17 protein-coding genes and 3 tRNA genes are annotated in these 19,548 nt (G+C 68.1%); 12 read left to right on the forward strand and 8 right to left on the reverse strand.

The features are described 5' to 3' along the window. The first annotated feature begins 50 nt into the window (after positions 1–50). The 9 genes from AC5RVZ_RS11730 (at position 51) to AC5RVZ_RS11770 (ending at position 8,129) form a co-directional block, all read left to right on the forward strand. Positions 51–123, forward strand: a tRNA-Glu gene (locus AC5RVZ_RS11730). A 21-nt stretch (positions 124–144) separates the two neighbouring features. Beyond that, positions 145–218: transfer RNA gene (locus tag AC5RVZ_RS11735), tRNA-Asp, on the forward strand. Between the two features lie 84 nt (positions 219–302). Then, positions 303–375: transfer RNA gene (locus AC5RVZ_RS11740), tRNA-Phe, on the forward strand. A gap of 423 nt (positions 376–798) precedes the next feature. Further along, on the forward strand, positions 799–3,117 hold the full coding sequence (locus tag AC5RVZ_RS11745) for a hypothetical protein (protein WP_494065932.1): 2,319 nt from the start codon (positions 799–801) through the stop codon (positions 3,115–3,117). Positions 3,118–3,478: 361 nt separating this feature from the next. After that, positions 3,479–4,156, forward strand: coding sequence for a response regulator transcription factor (locus AC5RVZ_RS11750; RefSeq protein WP_494065933.1), 678 nt, complete (start codon positions 3,479–3,481; stop codon positions 4,154–4,156). After that, the gene (locus tag AC5RVZ_RS11755) at positions 4,153–5,535 is read left to right on the forward strand and encodes a HAMP domain-containing sensor histidine kinase (protein ID WP_494065934.1); all 1,383 of its coding nucleotides are present in this window, start codon (positions 4,153–4,155) and stop codon (positions 5,533–5,535) included. Before AC5RVZ_RS11750 ends, AC5RVZ_RS11755 begins: the two co-directional genes overlap by 4 nt. Before the next feature lie 95 nt (positions 5,536–5,630). Next, positions 5,631–7,064: an ABC transporter permease gene (locus AC5RVZ_RS11760; protein ID WP_494065935.1), complete on the forward strand. Its 1,434-nt coding sequence runs from the start codon at positions 5,631–5,633 to the stop codon at positions 7,062–7,064. 1 nt (position 7,065) lies between these two features. Further along, on the forward strand, positions 7,066–7,749 hold the full coding sequence (locus AC5RVZ_RS11765; RefSeq protein ID WP_494065936.1) for an ABC transporter ATP-binding protein: 684 nt from the start codon (positions 7,066–7,068) through the stop codon (positions 7,747–7,749). Next, complete coding sequence (locus AC5RVZ_RS11770) at positions 7,746–8,129, forward strand: hypothetical protein (protein WP_494065937.1); 384 nt, start codon at positions 7,746–7,748, stop codon at positions 8,127–8,129. The genes AC5RVZ_RS11765 and AC5RVZ_RS11770 overlap by 4 nt, the downstream gene beginning before the upstream one ends. A 134-nt stretch (positions 8,130–8,263) precedes the next feature. Here the strand turns inward: AC5RVZ_RS11770 and AC5RVZ_RS11775 are convergent, their stop codons facing one another. Beyond that, positions 8,264–11,371 (reverse strand): DUF7507 domain-containing protein, encoded by a 3,108-nt coding sequence (locus AC5RVZ_RS11775; protein ID WP_494065938.1) that lies wholly within the window; start codon positions 11,369–11,371, stop codon positions 8,264–8,266. Between the two features lie 165 nt (positions 11,372–11,536). Between AC5RVZ_RS11775 and AC5RVZ_RS11780 the strand changes: the two genes are divergently transcribed. Both AC5RVZ_RS11780 and AC5RVZ_RS11785 read left to right on the forward strand, forming a co-directional pair. Continuing rightward, entirely contained in the window at positions 11,537–11,905 is a 369-nt protein-coding gene (locus AC5RVZ_RS11780) for an ArsR/SmtB family transcription factor (protein ID WP_494065939.1), read from the forward strand. Continuing rightward, positions 11,902–12,900, forward strand: coding sequence for a cation diffusion facilitator family transporter (locus tag AC5RVZ_RS11785; RefSeq protein WP_494065940.1), 999 nt, complete (start codon positions 11,902–11,904; stop codon positions 12,898–12,900). The genes AC5RVZ_RS11780 and AC5RVZ_RS11785 overlap by 4 nt, the downstream gene beginning before the upstream one ends. Before the next feature lie 44 nt (positions 12,901–12,944). On the opposite strand, the gene AC5RVZ_RS11790 is transcribed toward AC5RVZ_RS11785, so the two are convergent. Beyond that, on the reverse strand, positions 12,945–13,151 hold the full coding sequence (locus tag AC5RVZ_RS11790; RefSeq protein WP_494065941.1) for a hypothetical protein: 207 nt from the start codon (positions 13,149–13,151) through the stop codon (positions 12,945–12,947). Between the two features lie 29 nt (positions 13,152–13,180). Here AC5RVZ_RS11790 and AC5RVZ_RS11795 point away from each other — a divergent pair, with 29 nt between their 5' ends. Next, positions 13,181–13,741, forward strand: a complete 561-nt coding sequence (locus AC5RVZ_RS11795) for a CGNR zinc finger domain-containing protein (RefSeq protein ID WP_494065942.1) — start codon at positions 13,181–13,183, stop codon at positions 13,739–13,741. Here the strand turns inward: AC5RVZ_RS11795 and AC5RVZ_RS11800 are convergent. Genes AC5RVZ_RS11800 through AC5RVZ_RS11825 form a run of 6 tightly spaced genes read right to left on the reverse strand, consistent with a single transcriptional unit; the run spans position 13,710 to position 19,547 of the window. Beyond that, positions 13,710–14,396, reverse strand: a complete 687-nt coding sequence (locus AC5RVZ_RS11800; RefSeq protein ID WP_494065943.1) for a CPBP family intramembrane glutamic endopeptidase — start codon at positions 14,394–14,396, stop codon at positions 13,710–13,712. The two genes, AC5RVZ_RS11795 and AC5RVZ_RS11800, sit on opposite strands and share 32 nt — an antisense overlap. Positions 14,397–14,438: 42 nt before the next feature. Next, the gene (locus tag AC5RVZ_RS11805; RefSeq protein ID WP_494065944.1) at positions 14,439–15,452 is read right to left on the reverse strand and encodes an alcohol dehydrogenase catalytic domain-containing protein; all 1,014 of its coding nucleotides are present in this window, start codon (positions 15,450–15,452) and stop codon (positions 14,439–14,441) included. Positions 15,453–15,467: 15 nt separating this feature from the next. Next, a complete protein-coding gene (locus AC5RVZ_RS11810; RefSeq protein ID WP_494065945.1) occupies positions 15,468–16,583 on the reverse strand; it encodes an aminopeptidase in 1,116 nt (371 codons plus the stop codon). Further along, positions 16,580–18,061 carry an FGGY-family carbohydrate kinase gene (locus tag AC5RVZ_RS11815; protein WP_494065946.1) on the reverse strand — a complete coding sequence of 494 codons (1,482 nt, stop codon included), beginning with the start codon at positions 18,059–18,061 and terminating at the stop codon, positions 16,580–16,582. Before AC5RVZ_RS11815 ends, AC5RVZ_RS11810 begins: the two co-directional genes overlap by 4 nt. A gap of 8 nt (positions 18,062–18,069) precedes the next feature. Beyond that, complete coding sequence (locus AC5RVZ_RS11820; RefSeq protein WP_494065947.1) at positions 18,070–18,876, reverse strand: BtpA/SgcQ family protein; 807 nt, start codon at positions 18,874–18,876, stop codon at positions 18,070–18,072. A 14-nt stretch (positions 18,877–18,890) separates the two neighbouring features. Beyond that, entirely contained in the window at positions 18,891–19,547 is a 657-nt protein-coding gene (locus tag AC5RVZ_RS11825; RefSeq protein WP_494065948.1) for a dihydroxyacetone kinase subunit L, read from the reverse strand. Position 19,548: the final 1 nt, after the last annotated feature.

Here is a 19,548-nt window from a genome sequence, read left to right on the forward strand (position 1 = left end):
GAGTGATTGCGTATGCTTGACCCTCGGTGAGTGAGCCCCCGGGTTCACCCGGCCCCATCGTTTAGCGGCCTAGGACGCCGCCCTTTCACGGCGGTAGCACGGGTTCGAATCCCGTTGGGGTCACGCCCACAATTCAATAAGCATGGCCCTGTAGCGCAGTTGGTTAGCGTGCCGCCCTGTCACGGCGGAGGTCGCGGGTTCAAGTCCCGTCAGGGTCGCTCCGAGCGACGGGCCCTTTTCTCGAAGAGGGCCTTTCGTCTAGGACGTGACATCGCGTCGAGCAATCGATACGGATGCCGCGCGGCTCTGTAGCTCAGTTGGTAGAGCGTTCGACTGAAAATCGAAAGGTCACCGGATCGATGCCGGTCGGAGCCACTGAAACCCCCGCGTAGCTTCTACATCGCGGGGGTTTCGTTTTTTCCGCAGGACGACTGCTGCGATATCGCGGCAGTCGGCTATGCGGACTGATGAACTCGATTCGCCTCACTCGAAAGAGCAGTTCCACACTGTACTTTGGGCCGCCTGGTCAACGATCCGAGCGGGTGAAGCAGGACCGCGCTCCACGCATGTCCCGGTTCGCGAGGCCGGGGACGGATGCCTCGCTTGCCGGCTCCCATGCGCTCGGACGCGGGCTACGCCGAGCGCCGCCCGGGAGCGCGATTAACACAGCGAAGTGTCAATTTTCTGAGCGATTTGTTCAGATCCCTCCGGTAGGTTGCGGTCGAAACCCTCGAACCCCTTGCGGAATATGCACAACGAGCGGTGATAATGAGGCCCCTGCCATCTGAAGGAGCCGACTTGTTCATCCGCTTCGCCCGCCCCGCTATCGTCGGCCTCTCCTCCATCGCACTGTTGATCGGCCTCCTGCCACCCGCCCAGGCAGCGGCGAGCGAGAAAGATCCGTCGCTCGACTATCTGCCTTCGCCTCCGCCTCCGGCGGGAGAATTCGTCGACCTCGGGTCCCCCATCAGTTCTCTCACGGTGGTGGAGGGAGACTTCGGGCACTTGCCGGATGGTCGCTTCGCCGCATACGCCGCTCCGATGGGCGAAAACGCCCAACTCAACATGTCGACCGTCGGAAACGGTCCGAATACGTCGCTCGGTCGCCATACGATGCCCGGCGCATCCGGCGCGCCCATGGTGACGGTTGGGCCGGACGGTCGCGCGTACATTGCGACCTTCTACGAAGGCCGCCTGTTTCGTTGGGATCCGGTCTCCGGCGAGATGGCCGACCTCGGCCGCGCTCCTGGCGGCGCAACGTATCTCTACGGACTTTCGGTCGCGCCAGACGGGACGGTTTACGGTGGCTCGTACCCCGAGGCGACCGTCTGGTCGTACCGCGACGGTGTGGGCTTCACCGACCTCGGAGTACGCATCCCCGATGAGCGGGTGCAGTACTCCCGCGTCGTGTACGACTCGGATCACCACGCGCTGTGGATCGGAACTCAGCCTGCCGCTCATCTGTATCGGCTCGATCTGACGAACAAGGAGCTCGTCGAGATCGAACTTGCGGATGCTCCGAAACCGGTGACATCGGTTTCGGATCTGGACTACGCGGACGGCCGGGTGTTCGTGAACTGGGGCGGCTACTTCCGTGTCGTGAACGCGCAAACTCGTGAGGAGATCGCGTTCACGGACGTGTCCGCCGGCATCGCCCACACCGCGTACCCGCTCTCGGCTCGAGGCGTCTCCGAAGCCAAGCAGGGTGGAGTGTACTTCAGCAGCACACAGGTCGTGAGCGGCAAGAACAGCGTGGAAGTAGTCCGTTACGACACGGCGTCCGACACCGTCGCGCGCACTGGCGCTAACTCCACGGTCCGCGGAGCCCTGATCGGCTACGGCTGGACCATCGAGAACGGTCACGACGTCCTGTACGCGCTCGCCGGAAACTACTCGGGCGGGGGCTTCCGACTCGACATCGACAGCGGACAGTGGGGACGACTGCAGTTCGCCATCGATCCAGCACCCTCTCCGTTGCAGCACATCCTCCCCACGCAGGACGGATCCCAAGTCCTCGTGAACGCCTTCCTCAACGGCAACACCAGCCGGTGGGACGTGGCGGCCGGGACGGCGACCGCTGTGGCCCGCCTGGGTCAGGTCGAGGACTGGACCCTGGTGGACGGGACCGTTCACGCGGGAACTTATCCGAACGGTGCGTTGCTGAGCGTCTCTGAAGCCGGCGCGGATCCCGTCACCCACACGGAACTGAAGGGGGAGCACAGTCAGATCCGACCCGTCGAGGCCAAGGAGCATTCCGGGCGGATCTGGTTTGGAACGAACCCCGACTACGGGCTTCATGGCGGCTCCATCGCGGTCCTCGATCCGGCAACGGGAAAAGTCGACGTCTATCGGAACGTCATCCCCGATCACACGGTTGCGTCACTCGCCTTCGCTGACGAGCGAGTCTTCGCGGGCTCTTCGAATGCGGGCGGGACCGGTACCGAGCCGGCCGCCGACGATGCGTCGCTGGTTGAGTGGAACGACGACACCAAGACGGTGTTGCGGTCCGCGATCCCCGTGCCGGGCGCCGACAGTATCAACGCCCTGGCGGTGCACAACGGGCGCCTGTTCGGCCTCGCCGACAGCACGCTCTTCGAGGTTGACATTGACACGTTTGCGGTGGAGAGAACGCTCGACCTGGGCGTCCCGCGCGCGACGGCGTTCGGCGGCGGAGAGCTCTGGTTTCACAGGAACGGCTACCTCTATGCCAGCGCCGGCGAGTCCATCGTCGCGATCGACCCGCTCAGCTTCACGTCGCGCGTCGTCGTGGACGGTCGAACTCATCGGCTCGAATTGTCGCCGGATGAGACTTTCTGGACGACCACGCGGCCTGAGGGATTCACGAACTACACCAATCTCGCGCAGTTCACTCCTGAGGCCACGCCGTGCCCCGAGCCTGACACGCGCGAGTTCGTGACCCTCTTCGGCGAAACGACCTCCGTGCGCAATCGGTTCCTGGTGACAGGGTGCACGCTTCAGGATCTCTTCCCCACCGCTCGCCGAGGGGATGCGTCATGGGCGGGCACGGTCAACCCGTGGCTTGATCGACTCGTGGAAGCGGGCCAGATCAGCCTCGCTGAGCGGGACGCGCTCTGGCGGGCTGTTCGGAAGCGCTGACATTCCCCATTGGGATAGCGGAGTCGTTGAAACGCAACCCTCAGCACTGATGGGCTCACTCCGGTGGGCGATTGCCTCCGGCACCAGCGCGTGCTCCAGGGTAAGCCGCGCAAACTCAGCCAGCCCCGGGGCTGTCCGATGAGCGAGGTCGACCTTGCCCATCGTCGCCACCGCCGGCCGGCCGTCGCTGGCGCGAGCCGAGCCCCCAGCCTGACTAGAGTCACCTCGGCGGTCCGGCGGTTGTCCCGCAGTGTGGTCACCAGCTCCGCCGAGATCGGCATACCCGGCTGGCCCATGCACCTTCACGGCGCGCATGGCTCGTTCTTATCCGTCTCATAACCACGCGGTCGATGATCGCGGCGTGCGCATCCTGGTTGCCGACGATGAGGCGGCGTTCCTGCGGTCGGTCACGCGTTCGCTCCGCTTCGAGGGTTACGACGTCGAGACCGCCGCGGACGGCGAGGAGGCCCTGTCCATGCTGACTGCGCGTCCGCCCGACATCGTGGTCCTGGATGTCACCATGCCGCGACTGGACGGGGTCGCGGTCTGCCGACGGATGAGGTCGGCCGGCGACCGGACGCCTGTGCTCATGCTGACGGCGCGCGACGCCGTGAGGGATCGCGTGTCGGGTCTGGATGCGGGCGCCGACGACTACCTGGTCAAGCCCTTCGCGTACGACGAGCTCCTCGCGCGTCTTCGCGCTCTGCGTCGCCGTAACGTCGACGCGCACGGCAGTCGCGATCTGAAGGCGGGGCCGCTGCGTCTGGACACCGCGACGTGGGAAGCCACCCTCGACGGCGAGCCCCTGTCGCTCACGCGCACCGAGTTCGGCCTGCTGGAGATGTTCATGCGGCACAGCGGTCATGTGCTGTCGCGGTCGCAGCTCTACGACCTGGTGTGGGGCGGGCATCTGGATCCGACGTCGAACTCCGTCGAGGTGTATGTCGGCTATCTGCGACGCAAGCTCGAGACGCGCGGCCGGCCCCGGCTCATCCACACCGTCCGCGGAGTGGGCTATGTGCTTCGCGTGCCGCGATGAGCCTGCGCACTCGTCTCATCGTTCTGACTTCGGGCGCGGTCGCGCTCACGATCGTGGCCGCCGCGATCATCGCTTGGTCGCTGATCCGCGCGGCGATGCTCGACGAGATCGATGAGCGGCTGCTGGGCCGGGCGACCAACGCCGACCGAATCGTGGGGCTCACCGCCGCCCTGCCCGAACAGGGCGACCTCGAGCGGCGCTTCGTCCGGCTGGTGCAGGACGACCTCATCGGGCTGCGGCTCATCGGACCGGACGGGAACGTCACGCGCCAGGTCGCCGTCGATGAGCTGACGGGGGCCCTGGATGACGCTTCGTGGGATCCCCCGGAACCGGAACCCGGGGAGCATCTGCTGAGCACCGTGACGCTCGCCGATGAGCCCTACCGGCTGCTTTCAGCCGGAATGCCGGACGGATCCATCATGCAGCTGTTCCAACCGCTCGAGACGATCGATGCCACGCTGGCTCGCGTCACGTGGTCACTCGGCACCGCCGCCGCCGTGGGCGTCGCGCTCGCCGCCGTGCTGGGATGGCTCATCTCGCGGTCCGCGCTGCGCCCGGTAGGTCGACTGGTGGCGGCCACGGAAGCGGTGAGTCAGACCAAAGACCTGGGCCAGCGGATCCGGATTCCGCCCGGACGACGCGATGAGATCGGTCGGCTGGCGCATTCGGTCAATGAGATGCTCGCCGCACTCGAACACGCCAGACAGGAACAGCGCACCCTCGTCGAGAACGCCAGCCACGAGCTGCGGACGCCGCTGGCCGTGCTCCGGAACGATCTCGGCCTGCTCGCCCGATCGGAGGATCACGACGCTCCGCCGTTCCCCCGGTCGGAGCGTCGACAGGTCCTCCGCGATCTCGACGCCCAGGTGTCGGGCCTCGGCGATCTCGTGGCCGAACTCGTCGACCTCGCCCGCGGCACGACGGAGCCGGAGGCCGTCACCGACGCCGAGCTGCTGCCCCTCGTCGAACGCGCCGTCGAACGCACTCGCCGTATCAACCCTTCGGTGAAGGTCCGCATCAGCGGTGACCCGGTCCGAGCGACAGTACGACCGGGAACGCTCGAGAGAGCGATCGCCAACCTCACGCGGAACGCCATCCAAGCGAGCCCCGCCGGCGCCGAGGTTCACGTCGACATCCGTCGCACGCAGGCCGGCGTGCGCATCCGCGTGCGCGATCGAGGTCACGGACTGGAGCCGGACGAGCTGCCGCGCGTCTTCGAGCGCTTCTTCCGAGGCGCCGCCGCACGCCACCGGATGGGCTCGGGTCTCGGGCTCGCCATTGTGGCGCAGGCGGCCGAGCTCCACGGTGGGGTGGCCACCGTGGAGCGCCGCCCAGGTGGGGGCGCGCAGTTCTCTCTCGAAATACCGGCGGGCGGCTAAGACTCTCTTATCCCCGTCTCACATCGGCTTCATCCTCGCTTCCTACCGTTGCCTCGTCACGACACCCGTGCACTGAGACGAGGGAGGGCGACCGGATGTACATCCTGCACAACGCGCTGTGGAACGTGTGGCGACACAAGGGGCGCAACGCGCTGCTCGCCGCGATCATGCTGGTCGTGATCGCGGCGAGCGTGATCGCTCTGATGATCAGCGCCACCTCGTCCGCGATCATCGCGGACTACAAGGAGCGATTCAGCTCCGAAGTGCGGTTCCAGCCCAATATGGAAAAGGTCCGCGAGGAGGCGATGGCCGAAAGCACCGACGGCATGGTGCGGATGACCATGCCGACGATCGATGCGGATCAGTACCTCGCGTACGGGGAGTCGGAGTACCTCGCCGACGCCGAGTACACAGCCAGCACCGGCATCGTGCTCGACGGAATCACCGCGGTCGACGCCGATCTCGGGGGTGGAACCGGGATGATGATCGCCGGGGGTGGGGGAGCCGGAATACCCGAGTCAGAGCACATGGCGTACATGGAGTCCCTGCAGGGCGGCGAGTTCGACGAGTTCGAGGACGGCACGCGAGCGATCGCGACGGGCGAGTTTCCCGACGAGCTGGGAGAGGTGCTGGTCAGCGCCGAGCTCGCCGACCTCAACGGCCTCGAGGTCGGTGACACCCTCACCGCTTCAGGCGAACTCAACAACCTCGAGACGGCCGCGGTCGAATCGATCTCATACGAGTTGACGGTGGTCGGGACGTACGACGATCTGACGGAGGAATACGGCTCGTCCCCGCAGCAGAACGCTTTCACGAATCGTCGCAATGAGGTGCTCACGACCTACGAGACCGTCCTGCAGAACTACGTCAGTGGGCTGATGGGCATGCGCATCGAGGCGACATTCTTCCTGCGAGAGCCGGACATGCTCGAAGCGTTCACCGAGGAGGTCCGCTCGAAAGGACTTCCCGAGGTCTTCGACGTCACCACTGATTCGGCCACGTACGACAGGATCGTCGGTCCCGTAGAGAATCTGCAGACGATCTCGGCGACATTCATGATCGTGGTCCTGTCCTTCGGAGGGGTGATCATCGCCCTCCTGAGCTCGATCGCGATACGCGAGCGCAAGTACGAGATCGGCGTTCTGCGCGCCATGGGCATGAAGAAGACCCGGGTCGGCCTAGGCCTGTGGTTCGAGATTCTCGCCGTCACCGTCCTCTCCACCGCCACCGGCATGCTCACCGGGGTCGTCGTGGCCCAGCCTGTGACCGATGCGCTTCTGGCCGGTCAGATCGCGGCGGCGGAGAGCGCCCAGGCCGAGAACCAGGCCGGTTCGCCGCCGGGTCTCTTTCCCGGAGCGCGAACGACGGTCGACGCGGACCCGTTGACCGAGCTGAGCGTTGCTCTCACGCCGCTCACCGTCGCACAGATCTCGGGGCTCGCGCTGATTCTGGCGACGCTCGCCGGGCTGATCGCGCTGAGCCGCATCACCAAGTACGAGCCCATCAAGATCCTGCAGGAGAGGAACTGACATGACTGCACTGGCACTCGAACGCGTCACCTACCGCTACGACGGCGCGGCGCGGGACGTCCTCCGTGATGTGACGGCGCGCTTTCATCGCGGGAAGGTCTACACCATCGTCGGGAAGTCCGGTTCGGGCAAGTCGACTCTGCTTTCGCTGGTCGCCGGCCTCGACGTCAGCAGAAGCGGCCGCGTGCTGTTCGAGGGGGAAGATCTCAAGAGCATCGACCGAGATGCGTATCGCGCGCGGGGCATCGGTGTGATCTTCCAGGCGTACAACCTGATCACCAATGCCACGGCAGTACAGAACATCGTGCTCAGCATGCATATCTCGGGCAGCAGGGTCAAAGGCAAGCGCGACCACGCCTACGAACTCCTCGCACGGGTGGGCATCGACCGCGAGACGGCGGATCGGACGGTTCTCAAACTGTCCGGAGGTGAACAGCAGCGGGTCGGGATCGCCCGTGCGCTCGCGCATGACCCGTCGATCATCATCGCGGACGAGCCGACCGGCAATCTCGATGGGGAGACCGAGGACGACATCCTCGGCATCCTCACCGGTCTGGCGCACGAGGAGAACCGATGCGTTGTGATCGTGACCCACTCTCGTCGGGTGACAGCGATCGCGGACGAGGTGCTCGGCATGCAGAACGGCCGACTCGGGTCCATCCGGACGTCGGGAGCCCGGACGTGAGCATCGGGATGTTGTCGGCTAGAGCCGGTGCGACGGTCGGCGCGGCGATGCTCGCCGCGCTCGCGACGCTCGTCGCAGGGTACGCGGTGTGGAGCTTCGCGAACGTCCAGCAGGCCGTTCAAGAGGCCGTCGCTGCAGGACAGCTCGCGCTTCCCGGGGGCGAGTACGACGTCGCGAGCTTCGCGATGTCCAGCAGCGGGCAGTACGCGATCCTCGCCGTCGTTCTCTTCGCGCTGGGTTGGCTGGTGTGGCGAAGCCGCCCCTCCGCGGAGGCAGTGGCGCAGGTGCGGCGCGTCGGAGCGCCGGCTTCGGCGGCGCCCGAGGAGGACGAACTCGACGAACTGCTCGCAGGCATGGAGGGCGACGGCACCGGTCGTTAGCGGCTCCGACTGGGCAGCTTCCACATCGCGGGCGCTTCGCCTCCGTCCGGAAACTTCTCGGATGTCCCGCCCTGAACCGCCGGTGGGGCCGGCCCCTCAGGAGCCGACCCCACCGGAGGGTGTGAGTTCCGCGACTATGCCTGTCCACGGCGGTGTCGGAGGCGCAGCGCCGTCAGGATGCCGCCGCCGAGCACCAGCAGCAGGATTCCGGCGCCGACCAGCGAACCGGCGACCTCGCCACCGGTGGCAGGAAGTCCTGCCGGCCGCGGCGCGCTCACCGTGACCGTAGCCGTCGACGGGTCGGAGGTCACCGAGCCGCCACCGGGCAGCAGACCGCTCACCGTCGCCGTGTTGCTGAGGCGACCGGACGCGAGGTCCGCGGCGACCACCGTATAGGTGGCCGTGCAGGTCACAGACTCGCCCGGGTCGAGCACGGATGCACCGTCGGGGCAGGTGACCGCCGACAGCTCGCCTCGACCGGAGAACTCGCCCTCGTGAACCGTCGGATCGGTGACCGTGACGTTGCCGGTATTGCGCACCTGGAACGAGTAGGTCACAACCTGTCCAGCCGCGGTGATCTCATCGACGTCCGCCGTCTTGGTGACGGTCAGCGACGGCAGCGGGTCAGTGGTGATCGTCGCGGTGGACGGCACGGAGGTGACCGGGTCGCCCGCGGGAGGCGTGCCGGTCACGGTGGCCGTGTTCGTCAGCTCGCCGGAGTCGATGTCGGCCTGCGTCACGGTGTAGGTGGCGGTGCACGTGACGTCATCTCCGGGCGCGAGGGCGATGTCGGCCGGGCACGCGATCGCCGAAAGCTCCCCCGTTCCCGAGAAGTCGGTGTCGTTGACGGCCACATCCGTGATCGTCACGTTGCCGGTGTTCGTCACGAGGAACGAGTAGGTGACGGACTGCCCGACCTCGGCCGCCTCGACGTCCGCCGTCTTGTGGACCGACAGGGCCGGCGACTGCGTGATCTGGACTGTGGCGCTCGACGGCTCCGACGTGATCGGGTCGAGGTCTCCGGGAGGCGTACCTCCGGCCGTCGCCGTGTTCGTCAGCGTGCCGGCATCCACGTCTGCCTGCGTCACCGTGTACGTGGCCTCACAGACCTCGACCTGTCCCGCGTACAGCGTCGTCGTGGCGCACTCGATTGCGGACAGTTCGCCCGCTCCCGTGAATTCCACCTCCTCCACCGCGACATCGGTCAGGGTCACGTTGCCGGTGTTGGTGACCAGGAACGAGTACGTCACGGTCTGCCCCGCCGTGGTGACCGTGCCGGGCGCTGCGGTCTTGACGACCGAGATCCCCGGAGCGGCCGGCGTCGGCACCGTCACCTCGGAGGGCGCAGAGGTGATGGCCGTCCCACCCACGGGAGTACCGGTGGCCGTCGCCGAGTTGGTGACCTCGCCGGCGTCGACATCCGCCGCCGTCAGCGTGTACGTGGCCTGGCAGATCAGCTGATCGCCGACGGCCAGTGTGCTCGCCGGGCAGTCGATGGCGGACAGGTCACCGGTGCCCGAGAACGCGCCTTCGTTCACCGTGACACCGGTCAGCGGAACATTGCCCGTGTTGGTGACGACGAAGTTGTAGGTCACCTCCTGGCCCGGCTCGTAGGTCGCGTCCTGCAGGTCAGCGGACTTGACCACCGTGATGCCCGGGGCCGGCGCCGTCGTCGGTGTCGAGGTAGTCGACGGCGTCGATTCGAACTCCTCGCCGTCCGGCGTCGTACCGGTGACGGTGGCCGAGTTCTCGACGGAACCACTCGCGACGTCGTCGGGCGTGATCGTGTAGACGTCGTCGGCGGCGCACAGCTGGTCGGCGCCGGGAGCGAGCGAGTCCTGCGGACAGGTCACCGTGCCCACGAGCGGGTCGTTGACGGTGATGCCCGTGACCGTGACGGCGCCGATGTTGGTCACGTCGAAGGTGTACTGGATCGTGTCGCCTGCGTCGGTGATGCCGTTGCCGTTGATGTCCGTCGGGTCACCGGCGTTCTTCACGATCGTCAGGCCGGCGGGGAGGCTCGTGCTCGTGGAGGTGTTGTTCCCCGGCGTGGGGTCCTCCTCGTTGGACGTCACCGTCGCCGTGTTCTCGACGGCCGCGTCCAGGCCCGCAGGAACCGACGCCGTGATGGTGTAGCTCACCGAGCTCCCGGCCAACAAGCGGCCGCCGACGCACCGGACGGCGTTGCCGGTCACGGAGCAGCCGTCATCGGTGGTGACGACGTTCGTCAGGGGTGCGGGGACGATGTCGTCCACGACGAAGCCGCTCGAATTCCCGCCACCGTTGTTGGTGATCGTCAGCGTGTAGGTCACCGTGCTGCCGGGGACGACGGCCTGCGGTCCTGTCTTCACGATGTCCAGGTCCGTGGGCAGGCCGAGCGAGCTGGCGCCGTCGTTGTTGGTGCTTGCCGGGCCGGCGGTGCTGCCGACCAGAGTGAACGTCGGAGTGGGGCTTCCGGCATTCGCCACGGCGATCTGATAGACGGTCCCCGATCCGTTGTAGGAGAAGCCGAGGTTGCCGTTCCCGAAAGTCCATCCCGCGCCCGCCGCGTCCGCAGGGTCGGTGGCGAACGGAATCGCCCATCGCGCCGTGGCGCCGGTGGCGGGATCGGTGCGGCTGATGAAACCGCCGCCCATCGTCCAGAGGTAGCCGCTGGCGTAGGCGAAGTCCGCGCCGGCGAGCGCACCACCTGTCAGTGGAGTGTTCCGCACCACTGCGCCCGTCGCGACGTCGATCACCTGCAGGCTCGAAGAGGCAGGCCCGTTCGTATAGAAGTAGCCGTCCGAGGGTCCGAACGTGCCGATGTGCGACCCGAAGTAGGTGGCGGATCCGACGCGTGTCACCACGCCGCCCTGTCCGATGCGGATGAGCGAGGCGGCCGGGATCGAGGCGTTGGCGGTGTGGGAAATGCCGTAGATGTAGTTGTCGGCTGGGTTGTAGCCGATGGCGTTGTACTGAAGGTCAGCCGTCGGCCCTTCAGGCGAGAACGAGATCGCCCCTGATCCGTCGGTCTGTGCTCGGAAGAGGCCCGTGGGCACGTTCTGCGCGATGAAGACGTAGGGGTCCGCCGGATCGAACGGGTCCCCGGGTGCGGCGTGCGCGGGCTGTGCCGACACAGCCACATTGGCGATCACCGAAGTCGCGAGCGCGAGGGCACCGATTCCGGCCATCACGCGCGCGCGGCGCGAGAACCGTTCCTCGCGCCAGGCGCCTCGTCTCCTGGTCGGGCGCAGTCCTGTCATTCCTTCACGAGGCGATCTCACGTATTCCCCCTGCGGTGCTGCTCTGGGCGATCTGGATGTTCTGCTGAGAACGGTGCACTCCCCATAAAACCGAACGTTGCTCGACTTCGCCAGCACGAATCGCGGGGATGGAACGTGCACGCGTCGAACGCGTAGCATCTGCGTATGAGCGCAGATACGCGGATGTGCGACTATTCACCGGACAGCTCTTACGTCGAGCTCGCGGTGGAGGTCTTCTCCATGCTCGCGGACGCGACCCGCATCCGGATCGTGATGGCGCTCCAGGGTGCCGGTGAGCTTTCGGTGAACCACCTCGCCGACATCGTGGACAAGTCTCCGGCTGCCGTGTCGCAGCACCTCGCGAAACTGCGTCTGGCACGCATCGTCGCGACACGGCAGGAGGGGCAGCGGGTCTTCTACCGCTTGGAGAACGAGCACGCGTCGCGCCTGGTCGCCGACGCGATCTTCCAGGCCGAGCACTCCCTCGGTGGCGTGCCCCGTCACCATCACATCGATCGGGCGCTCTCGGAATGACCGGCGGACATTCGCCTGCGCATCACCGCCACGACCACGGACACGGGCACCGGCACCGGCATCCGAAGGGCTTGAAGGGCTTCGTGCTCGACCTGTTCGTACCGCATTCGCACGATGCGGCGGACGCGATCGACGACGCGATGGAGGCTCATGGCGCCGGCATTCGGGCGCTGAAGATGAGCCTGGTGATCCTGCTCGTCACAACCGTGCTGCAGGCGGCGGTCGTGGCGTTCAGCGGCTCGGTCGCCCTGCTCGCCGACACGGTCCACAACTTCTCGGACGCCTTGACGGCGGTTCCGCTGTGGATCGCGTTCGCGCTGGGCCGGCGCGCCGCGACCCGGCGGTACACGTACGGGTTCGGTCGCGCGGAGGACCTGGCCGGCCTGTTCATCGTGTTCGTGGTGGCCCTGTCGGCGGTGGTCGCGGCGTGGCAGTCGATCGACCGCATCGTGAATCCGCAGCCGCTGCAGCACATCGGCTGGGTGATCGTCGCTGGCGTCATCGGCTTCCTGGGCAACGAAGCGGTCGCGATCTACCGCATCCGCGTCGGGCAGCGGATCGGCTCCGCAGCGCTGGTGGCCGACGGGGTGCATGCGCGCACCGACGGCTTCACGTCGTTGGCCGTCGTGGTCGGCGGGATCGGCGTCCTCGCCGGCTTCCCGCTGGCGGATCCCATCGTCGGTCTGGTGATTTCCGCCGCTATCTTCGTGCTGCTGATCGGCACCATCCGCAGCGTCGGTGCGAGACTGCTCGACGGCGTCGAGCCGGAACTCGTCGACCGCGCCGAACACGCGATCGCCCGCGTCGAGGGCGTCACGAGCGTCGACCGGGTGCGGCTGCGCTGGGTCGGTCATCGCCTCGAAGGCGACGCGATCGTGACGACGACCGCGCCCGACGAGGTGGCCGACCGTATCGAGCGCAGCGTTCGCGCTCATCTGCCGAATGTGGACGGTTTCCTCGTCAGTATCCGCGGCTCCGCCTCCCGGGAGGGCTGACCGGATATCGGGGCGCTCGGCGAGCCTCGCCGCCGGACGCTCGGTCACTTCCCGCCGACCGCCGTGCTGACGGCCGTCGGCGGCAGGGACGGCTGCACGCGGAGGTCGACGCGGTGAGCGCCGCACTCGACGCACCGCACGTAGACGACCTCGCCCGCCGACGTGCGATGTGCCGACCGCGTGGCCCAGGCGTGCTCATGGGAGACGGCGGGCGGGACGCTGCTCTGCTGATTCGAGGTGGACGGTCGCATCACATGCCTCACCCTGATGTAATGGCCTTGTGCATCTCAACCCTTACGGCGAGTATGCGGTGCTGCTGGCGGCATCCCTGGCCAACGACTGGCCCGACGACCGCGCCGGCATCGTGGCGCGCACACGCGAATACGGCATGACCATGACGTTCCTCGAGTCGGCCGACGACCACGCACGCACGCGGAGGGTCATCGACGAATGGCTCACGGTCGTCGACGCGTCCGACCCGGGGGCTCGCGCGCAGCTGCTGAACGCTCACATGGCGGCCGTGGCGGCGTACCCGCGGATGACCGATCACGACGGGGAAGGATGGCACCTGCACTACCGCGACGAGAATGCGACGCTGTCGCACGTGCTCGCGGCCGTGATCAGCGTCGGGACGGCGCTGCACCTGACGACGCGGGGCATGCACCGGCTCAGCCGGTGCGCGGCCGGTCTCGATGCAGGCGACGAGTGCCGGAACGTGGTCGTCGATGTCACCCGCAACGGCCGGCAGCGGTACTGCTCGGTCCGATGCGCCAACCGCTCCGGCGTCCGGCGTCACCGCGCCGGCAAGGTCAGTGCGGCGCGGGCGGCACGTACGCGTTGACGAACACGAAGACCGACAGGTTGCCGATGTCCACCAGCGCGTGGGAGATGATCGGCCACCGGAGACTCCCCGACACGCGACGCATGGCGAACCAGGCAAGGCCCATCAAGGTCAGCGACGCGTAGAGCATGGGCGAGCGGTTCCCCTCCGAGAAGACGCCCCACATCAGCGGATGGCTCGCGACGAAGAGCGCTGTCGAATACAGGCCCGCACTCCAGACCGGCCACGGCGCAGTCGCGTCGGCGAGAGCGCCCCGCCAGTACGCCTCCTCCATCACCGGGTTGACCAGCGCGAACAGCAGCCACGGCGCGATGAGGACGCCGTGGCTGGCGACGACGTCCAGATTGAGCAGCAGGATGCCGGCGACCGGGATGGCCCCGAGCGCCAGCGCCGACGGGATGATCCACCACCGCAGTCGCGACGGCGCCCACCACAGGCGCCGCTGGTCTCGCGTCGTAGCCAGGAGCACCACGGCGCCCATCGCAGCCCAGTAGACCACCGCCACGGCGACCCACGCCGACGGCGGGTGCACGGCGGCCGCGATCCGGGCCGTCAGATGGCCCAGCAGGATGATCGCCAGCGGCGAGAGCACGACGAAGGCTGCCGTGGAGCGCTGCTGGGCCGGACGGACGAGATCAGACGTGTCGAGCGGCATCCGCTCGAAAATACCGGGCCGCGGAAACAGCGGGTGAACGACTCAGCCGCGATTCTCCAGCACCGCGCGTGACCGCAGTCGCCCCTGCGCGAGGAGTTCCAGCGCCTCGTCCGCGCGCGGCATCGGGAACCGGTCGACCACCGTGCGGACTCTGCCCTCGGAGGCGAGGCGGAGCACCTCGTTCATGTCCCGTCGCGACCCGAGGATCGAAGCGCGGATGATCTGCTCCTTGTTGAAGGGGAAACCCTCCAGGGACAGCGGGACGCCGGTGACAAGCGTGCCGCCCCACTTCAGGGACCGGAGTGCCAGCGCCGTCACGACGTCCGAGGGAGCGAAGGTCAGCGCCGCGTCCAGCGAGTCCTCGATCAGGTCGCCGGCGTCCGGAGCCGACGCGTCCACCGCCTCGTGCGCTCCCAGCTCGAGCGCCACGGCGCGGTGCTCCGCACTGCGGGCGACGGCCACCACCTCCGCTCCGGTGAGCACGGCGAATTGCAGAGCGAGATGCCCGACCCCGCCGAGTCCGAAGACGCCCACGCGCTGCCCTGGCCCGATGTCGAGCTTCTTCACGGCGCCGTACCCGGTGATGCCGGGACAGAACAAGGGTGCCGCCTCCACGAGGTCGAGGTTCTCGGGGACCCGGTAGGTGTGGGCCGCGTTCGACAGCATGAACTCACCGAAGCCGCCGTTGACATGCTCGCCGGTGATCAGCCGCTGGTGACACAGCTGCTCGCGTCCGCTCAGGCAGAACTCGCACTGCTCGCAGGTCCACCACAGCGGCTGGACCCCGACGGCGTCGCCCACGGCGAAGCCCTCAGCGTCCTGCCCCACGGCGACGACGCGGCCCGTGACCTCGTGGCCCGGCACGATGGGGCTGATGGCAGGCACCCCGCCGTCGACCCAGTCCCCCTCGATCAGATGGAGGTTCGAGCGGCATACGCCGCACGCCGCCACCTCGATCAGGAGCTGACCGGGACCGGGCTCCGGGGTCGCCGTCTCCCGCCAGGCCAGGGGATGCTGCGCCAGAGGTGCAGGCGCGTCGAGTTCGTTCGCGTACATGAGGGTGCCTTTCTTTCAGCCGGCGATGCGGCGAGCGACGGCGGCGTCGAGCAGCGGCTGCTGCACGACACCGTCACGGATGAGCCAACGGTCGTCGACGGACAGGGACCCGGCGCCGGCGCCGGCTCGCAGGTCCTTGACGATGTCCCAGTGCAGTGCCGACTCGTTCACGCCGCCGCACTGCGGATACGCCCGGCCGAGAGCGATGTGGACGGTGCCGAGGATCTTCTCGTCGATCAGCAGGTCACCCGTCGCCGTTCGCAGCGCGGCGTTCGTACCGATCCCGAGCTCGCCGACTCGTCGCGAGCCGGCGTCGGCGTCGAGCAGCTCGCGCACGAAGTCAAGCCCTTCGGCCGCCGTCTCGCGCACGACCACGCCGTCCTGGAAGGTCAGCTCGAGGTCACGCACGCGCACCCCGGCGAAGTAGAACGCACCGGGGAATCGGATGACGCCGCTCACGGCGTCCTCGACCGGAGCGGTCGCGATCTCGCCGTCCGGCCAGTTCGCCTCACCCGAGAATGCCACCCAGCGGCGCCCGCCGACGGGCAGCTCGAGACGCCCCCAGTCGTCCTCGATGACCACCGTGCGCGCAGGCGCCAGCAAGTCGCACAGCGCCCCCATCCGCTCGCCGGCCTCGAGCCAGTCGGCGTCGAACGAAGCGGCCCACTCGGTCAGCAGCGCGTCGAAGTCGCCGCCGGTGGCCCGCGCCCATGTCGGGGTCGGCACACGCACCAGCGCCCAGCGCGTGCCCTGCCACCGCAGAGTCGAGACGATCCCGCGGCCGTGACGCAGCGCTGCGATCCTCGCCGGCGAGGCATCCACGAGCGGGGAGGTCATGGCCCGGAACGACACGTGCACGTCGGACCACTCCATCGCGGCGACCTCGAGGGGCGGCGGAGCCTCCAGCAGCGAGGGATCGGCCCATCGCAAGGCGCTCTCGTCGAATCGCTCGTCGGTCGCGAGGACCTGGGGCACCGCGCCTCGCCGCCAGCACTCGTCCACGAATCCGGCGACCGCGTCCATCGCTGAGCTGTCGGTGACGAAGACAGAGACCTTGTCGCCGCGCTTCACATTGACGCCGTCGGCGACGAGGGTCGCGATGCGACCCCATCGGATGAGCTCCCGCGTCATCGCGCACGTCCATGTTGAAGGGGGGCGACCGCACGGTACAGCGCGAGGTAGTCGTCATGGTCGGCGGCCAGCAGCGAGCGACCGGCGGCATCCGGCACCACGGTCTCGCGAACGCGCACCCACTCCCGCACGTCCTCGCGATCCTCGACCGCCCCGGTGGCGACGGCGACCAGGAAGGCGTCGCCGTATGCGGCACCGGGCGAGTCGGCGACCTCTTGGGTGAGACCCGTCACCGTCGAGACGGTCTCGATGATGAAGCGGTTCCTGGTCGCTCCCCCGATCGCCCTGACCCGCTCGATCGGCGCCCCGGCCGAGCGGAAGGCCAGGATGGCGGCGGCGATGGAATGCCCCACACCCTCCAGGACGGCTCGGGCGACATCGGCCCTGGTGTGCTCGAGTCCCATGCCGATCAGCACCCCGCGGCTGAGGGGGTCCTGGAACGGCGTGCGCTCACCTGCCAGGTGCGGCAGGGCGAGCAGGCCTCGGGCACCCGGCTCCGACTGTGCAGCCAGCTCCAGAAGCTGCGAGAACGTCTGCTCGTCGTGAGGGGCGGTGATGCCGAGCAGGTTCGCGATCCAACGGGTGGCGGTGCCGGCCGTGGATGTGCCGGAGGCGAGGACGTAGCTGTCTTCGAAGACGAAGGGCGCAGACCACAGGTGCGCATCCGTGCGCAGGTGATCACCGACGCGGATGAAGTAGCCGCTCGAGCCGTACATCGCCATGAGCTCGCCCTCGCCCACCACGCCTGAGCCGACAGCCTCGGCAGGAGAATCGGTCGTGCCGATGATGACGGGCGTGCCCGCGGGGATGCCGGTGAGCTCAGCGGCCCCCTCCGTGACGGTGCCGGCGATGTCGGTGCTCCACCCGAGACGCGGCAGGCGTTCGACGTCGATGAAGTCCTCGCACCCGCTGGCGTCCCACTCACCCCGCGTGAGGTCGTAGAGGGGATGGAAGTAGCCCGCCGTCGCATGGTCGATCGTCACTTCGCCGGTCAGCTTCGCCACGAGCCATGACTGGCTGGTCATGAACCATGCCGCCGAACGCCACGCTTCGGGCTCCTCGTCTCTCAGCCAGGCGATCTTGGGTCCCGCCGACTGACTCGTCAGCGTGTTCCCCGAACGCCGGAGCACCTCGGCCGCGCCCAGACGGCGGTTGATCTGCTCGATCTGCGTGGTGGCCCGGGTGTCGACCCCGTACAGGATCGCCGGCCGCAGCGGGCGCAGCTCGGCGTCGGTCGCGACGACGCACGGGCCGATCGCGCTCAGCCCCACCCCGGCGATGTCCCGCGCGGCAGGGTGCGCCGTGAGCTCGCGGGCGATCCCCACGACATCGGCCCACCACACCGATTCGGGATCCTGCTCGACCTGCCCCGGCGCAGGAGTGGAGATGTCGTGACGGCGGCGCGCTTCGGCGATCACCGCTCCGTCGCTGTCGACCAGCACGCCCTTGCTCTCGAACGTGCCGACGTCGATCCCCACGAACATCGTCAGCGAACGCTCCGGGCGACGCTCATCAGGTCCTTCACCCGTGCCACGTCCACATCGTTCTCGAACTTGCCGTCCTTCTTGAAGAAGGTGCCGACGATGCCGGCGTCCGCGAACCTCATGCTCTCGGCGATCGTGTCCGGCCGGACACCGGTGTTGACGAAGACGGGAGTGTCGCCGGCGTGCTCCTTGACGACCTTGAGCGTCGAGGTGTCGGTGGGCGCGCCCGCTGTCAGACCCGATACGCAGAGACCGTCCGGGACGCAGTTGAACACGGTCGACCGCGTCAGCTGCGCGAGGTCGCGCTCGGCGACGTAGGCAGCGGCCTCGGGGACGATGTTGAACAGCAGCCGCACATCCCCGGCCGAGACCGCCTGGCGGTGCCGGGCGGTCTTGCCCACGTTGGTGTTCCAGAGCCCGAAGTCGCTGGCGTACACGCCGGTGAAGATCTCCCGGACGAAGGCGGCGCCGGTCGCTACCGCGAGATCGATGGAGCGGACGGCATCCCAGAGCACGTTCACGCCGAACGGCACAGCCAGTTCGTCGCGGATCTCACCGATCACGCGCGCCATGCTGATGGCGGTGATGGGCTCCGTCTCGGTCAGGTAGGGCAGGCTGAACTCGTTGGAGATCAGGATGCCGTCGACGCCGCCCTCCTGGAGCGCAGTGATCTCGTGCCGCGCGTGGGCGATGATGGCGTCCATGCCGCCGCTCCGGTCGTACGCGGGGTCGCCGGGAAGCGCTGGCAGGTGGCACATCCCGATCACGGGCTTGGTCACGGGGAAGACGTCGTCGAGCCAGGTAGTCACGGAGGGGTACCGCCTTAGGAGTTGCTGGTGATGGATGAGGAGGATGCGGGGCGATCCGCGTGCTGCGCCGTGCGCCAGGCCTCGACGAAGCGCAGCAGGGCGGTGGCGCCGGGGTCGGCGATCCCGATGCTCCGCTCCTGGAGCCAGGAGGCGCGGCCGCGCCGTGACTGCAGGTTGGTGGTGCGCTTGACGGCTTCATCCGCGGCGGCGACGGCGGCGTCGACGGCTGCCGCAGCGTCGGTCTGGTCGACGAGGGCGTCCGCGACGGCGGCCAGGCCGTCGTAGATCGTCTTGTCGCCGAGCTGCGTCTTGCCGCGCTGGGCGATGCTGGCGGCGGCCGCGGCGGCGAAACCCTGCGCGTCCGGGATGGCGATCTCGGTCTTGTCGGCCCACACCCGAGACCCGGCCAGGAGCGCCCCCGCCACGAGGGCGGCCATCGTCGACGGATTGGCGTTCGCGAAGGCCTTCGCCGTCGCCCGGGCGATCTCGGCGGGCGTCGCGTCCTCGGGGAGCTGCTCGAGAGCGGCCACCACTGCCCGCGAACCTGCGGAGATGGTGATCCCGAGGTCACCGTCGCCGAGCTGCTGGTCGAGCTCCCGCAGCTCTTCGGCCGAATCGGTCAGGATCGTCAGGCTCCGGCGGATGCGCTCGTTGAGGTCGATGGCCAACATG

The sequence above is a fragment of the Arthrobacter sp. Cza30 genome, assembly GCF_059090765.1.

Bases quoted from the DNA above. Each gene is read 5' to 3' on its own strand.
- AC5RVZ_RS11755 (WP_494065934.1), top strand. From the start codon at position 4,153: ATGAGCCTGCGCACTCGTCTCATCGTTCTGACTTCGGGCGCGGTCGCG.
- AC5RVZ_RS11760 (WP_494065935.1), top strand. From the start codon at position 5,631: ATGTACATCCTGCACAACGCGCTGTGGAACGTGTGGCGACACAAGGGG.
- AC5RVZ_RS11765 (WP_494065936.1), top strand. From the start codon at position 7,066: ATGACTGCACTGGCACTCGAACGCGTCACCTACCGCTACGACGGCGCG.
- AC5RVZ_RS11775 (WP_494065938.1), bottom strand. From the start codon at position 11,371: ATGACAGGACTGCGCCCGACCAGGAGACGAGGCGCCTGGCGCGAGGAA.
- AC5RVZ_RS11780 (WP_494065939.1), top strand. From the start codon at position 11,537: ATGAGCGCAGATACGCGGATGTGCGACTATTCACCGGACAGCTCTTAC.
- AC5RVZ_RS11785 (WP_494065940.1), top strand. From the start codon at position 11,902: ATGACCGGCGGACATTCGCCTGCGCATCACCGCCACGACCACGGACAC.
- AC5RVZ_RS11790 (WP_494065941.1), bottom strand. From the start codon at position 13,151: ATGCGACCGTCCACCTCGAATCAGCAGAGCAGCGTCCCGCCCGCCGTC.
- AC5RVZ_RS11800 (WP_494065943.1), bottom strand. From the start codon at position 14,396: ATGCCGCTCGACACGTCTGATCTCGTCCGTCCGGCCCAGCAGCGCTCC.
- AC5RVZ_RS11805 (WP_494065944.1), bottom strand. From the start codon at position 15,452: ATGTACGCGAACGAACTCGACGCGCCTGCACCTCTGGCGCAGCATCCC.
- AC5RVZ_RS11810 (WP_494065945.1), bottom strand. From the start codon at position 16,583: ATGACGCGGGAGCTCATCCGATGGGGTCGCATCGCGACCCTCGTCGCC.
- AC5RVZ_RS11825 (WP_494065948.1), bottom strand. From the start codon at position 19,547: ATGTTGGCCATCGACCTCAACGAGCGCATCCGCCGGAGCCTGACGATC.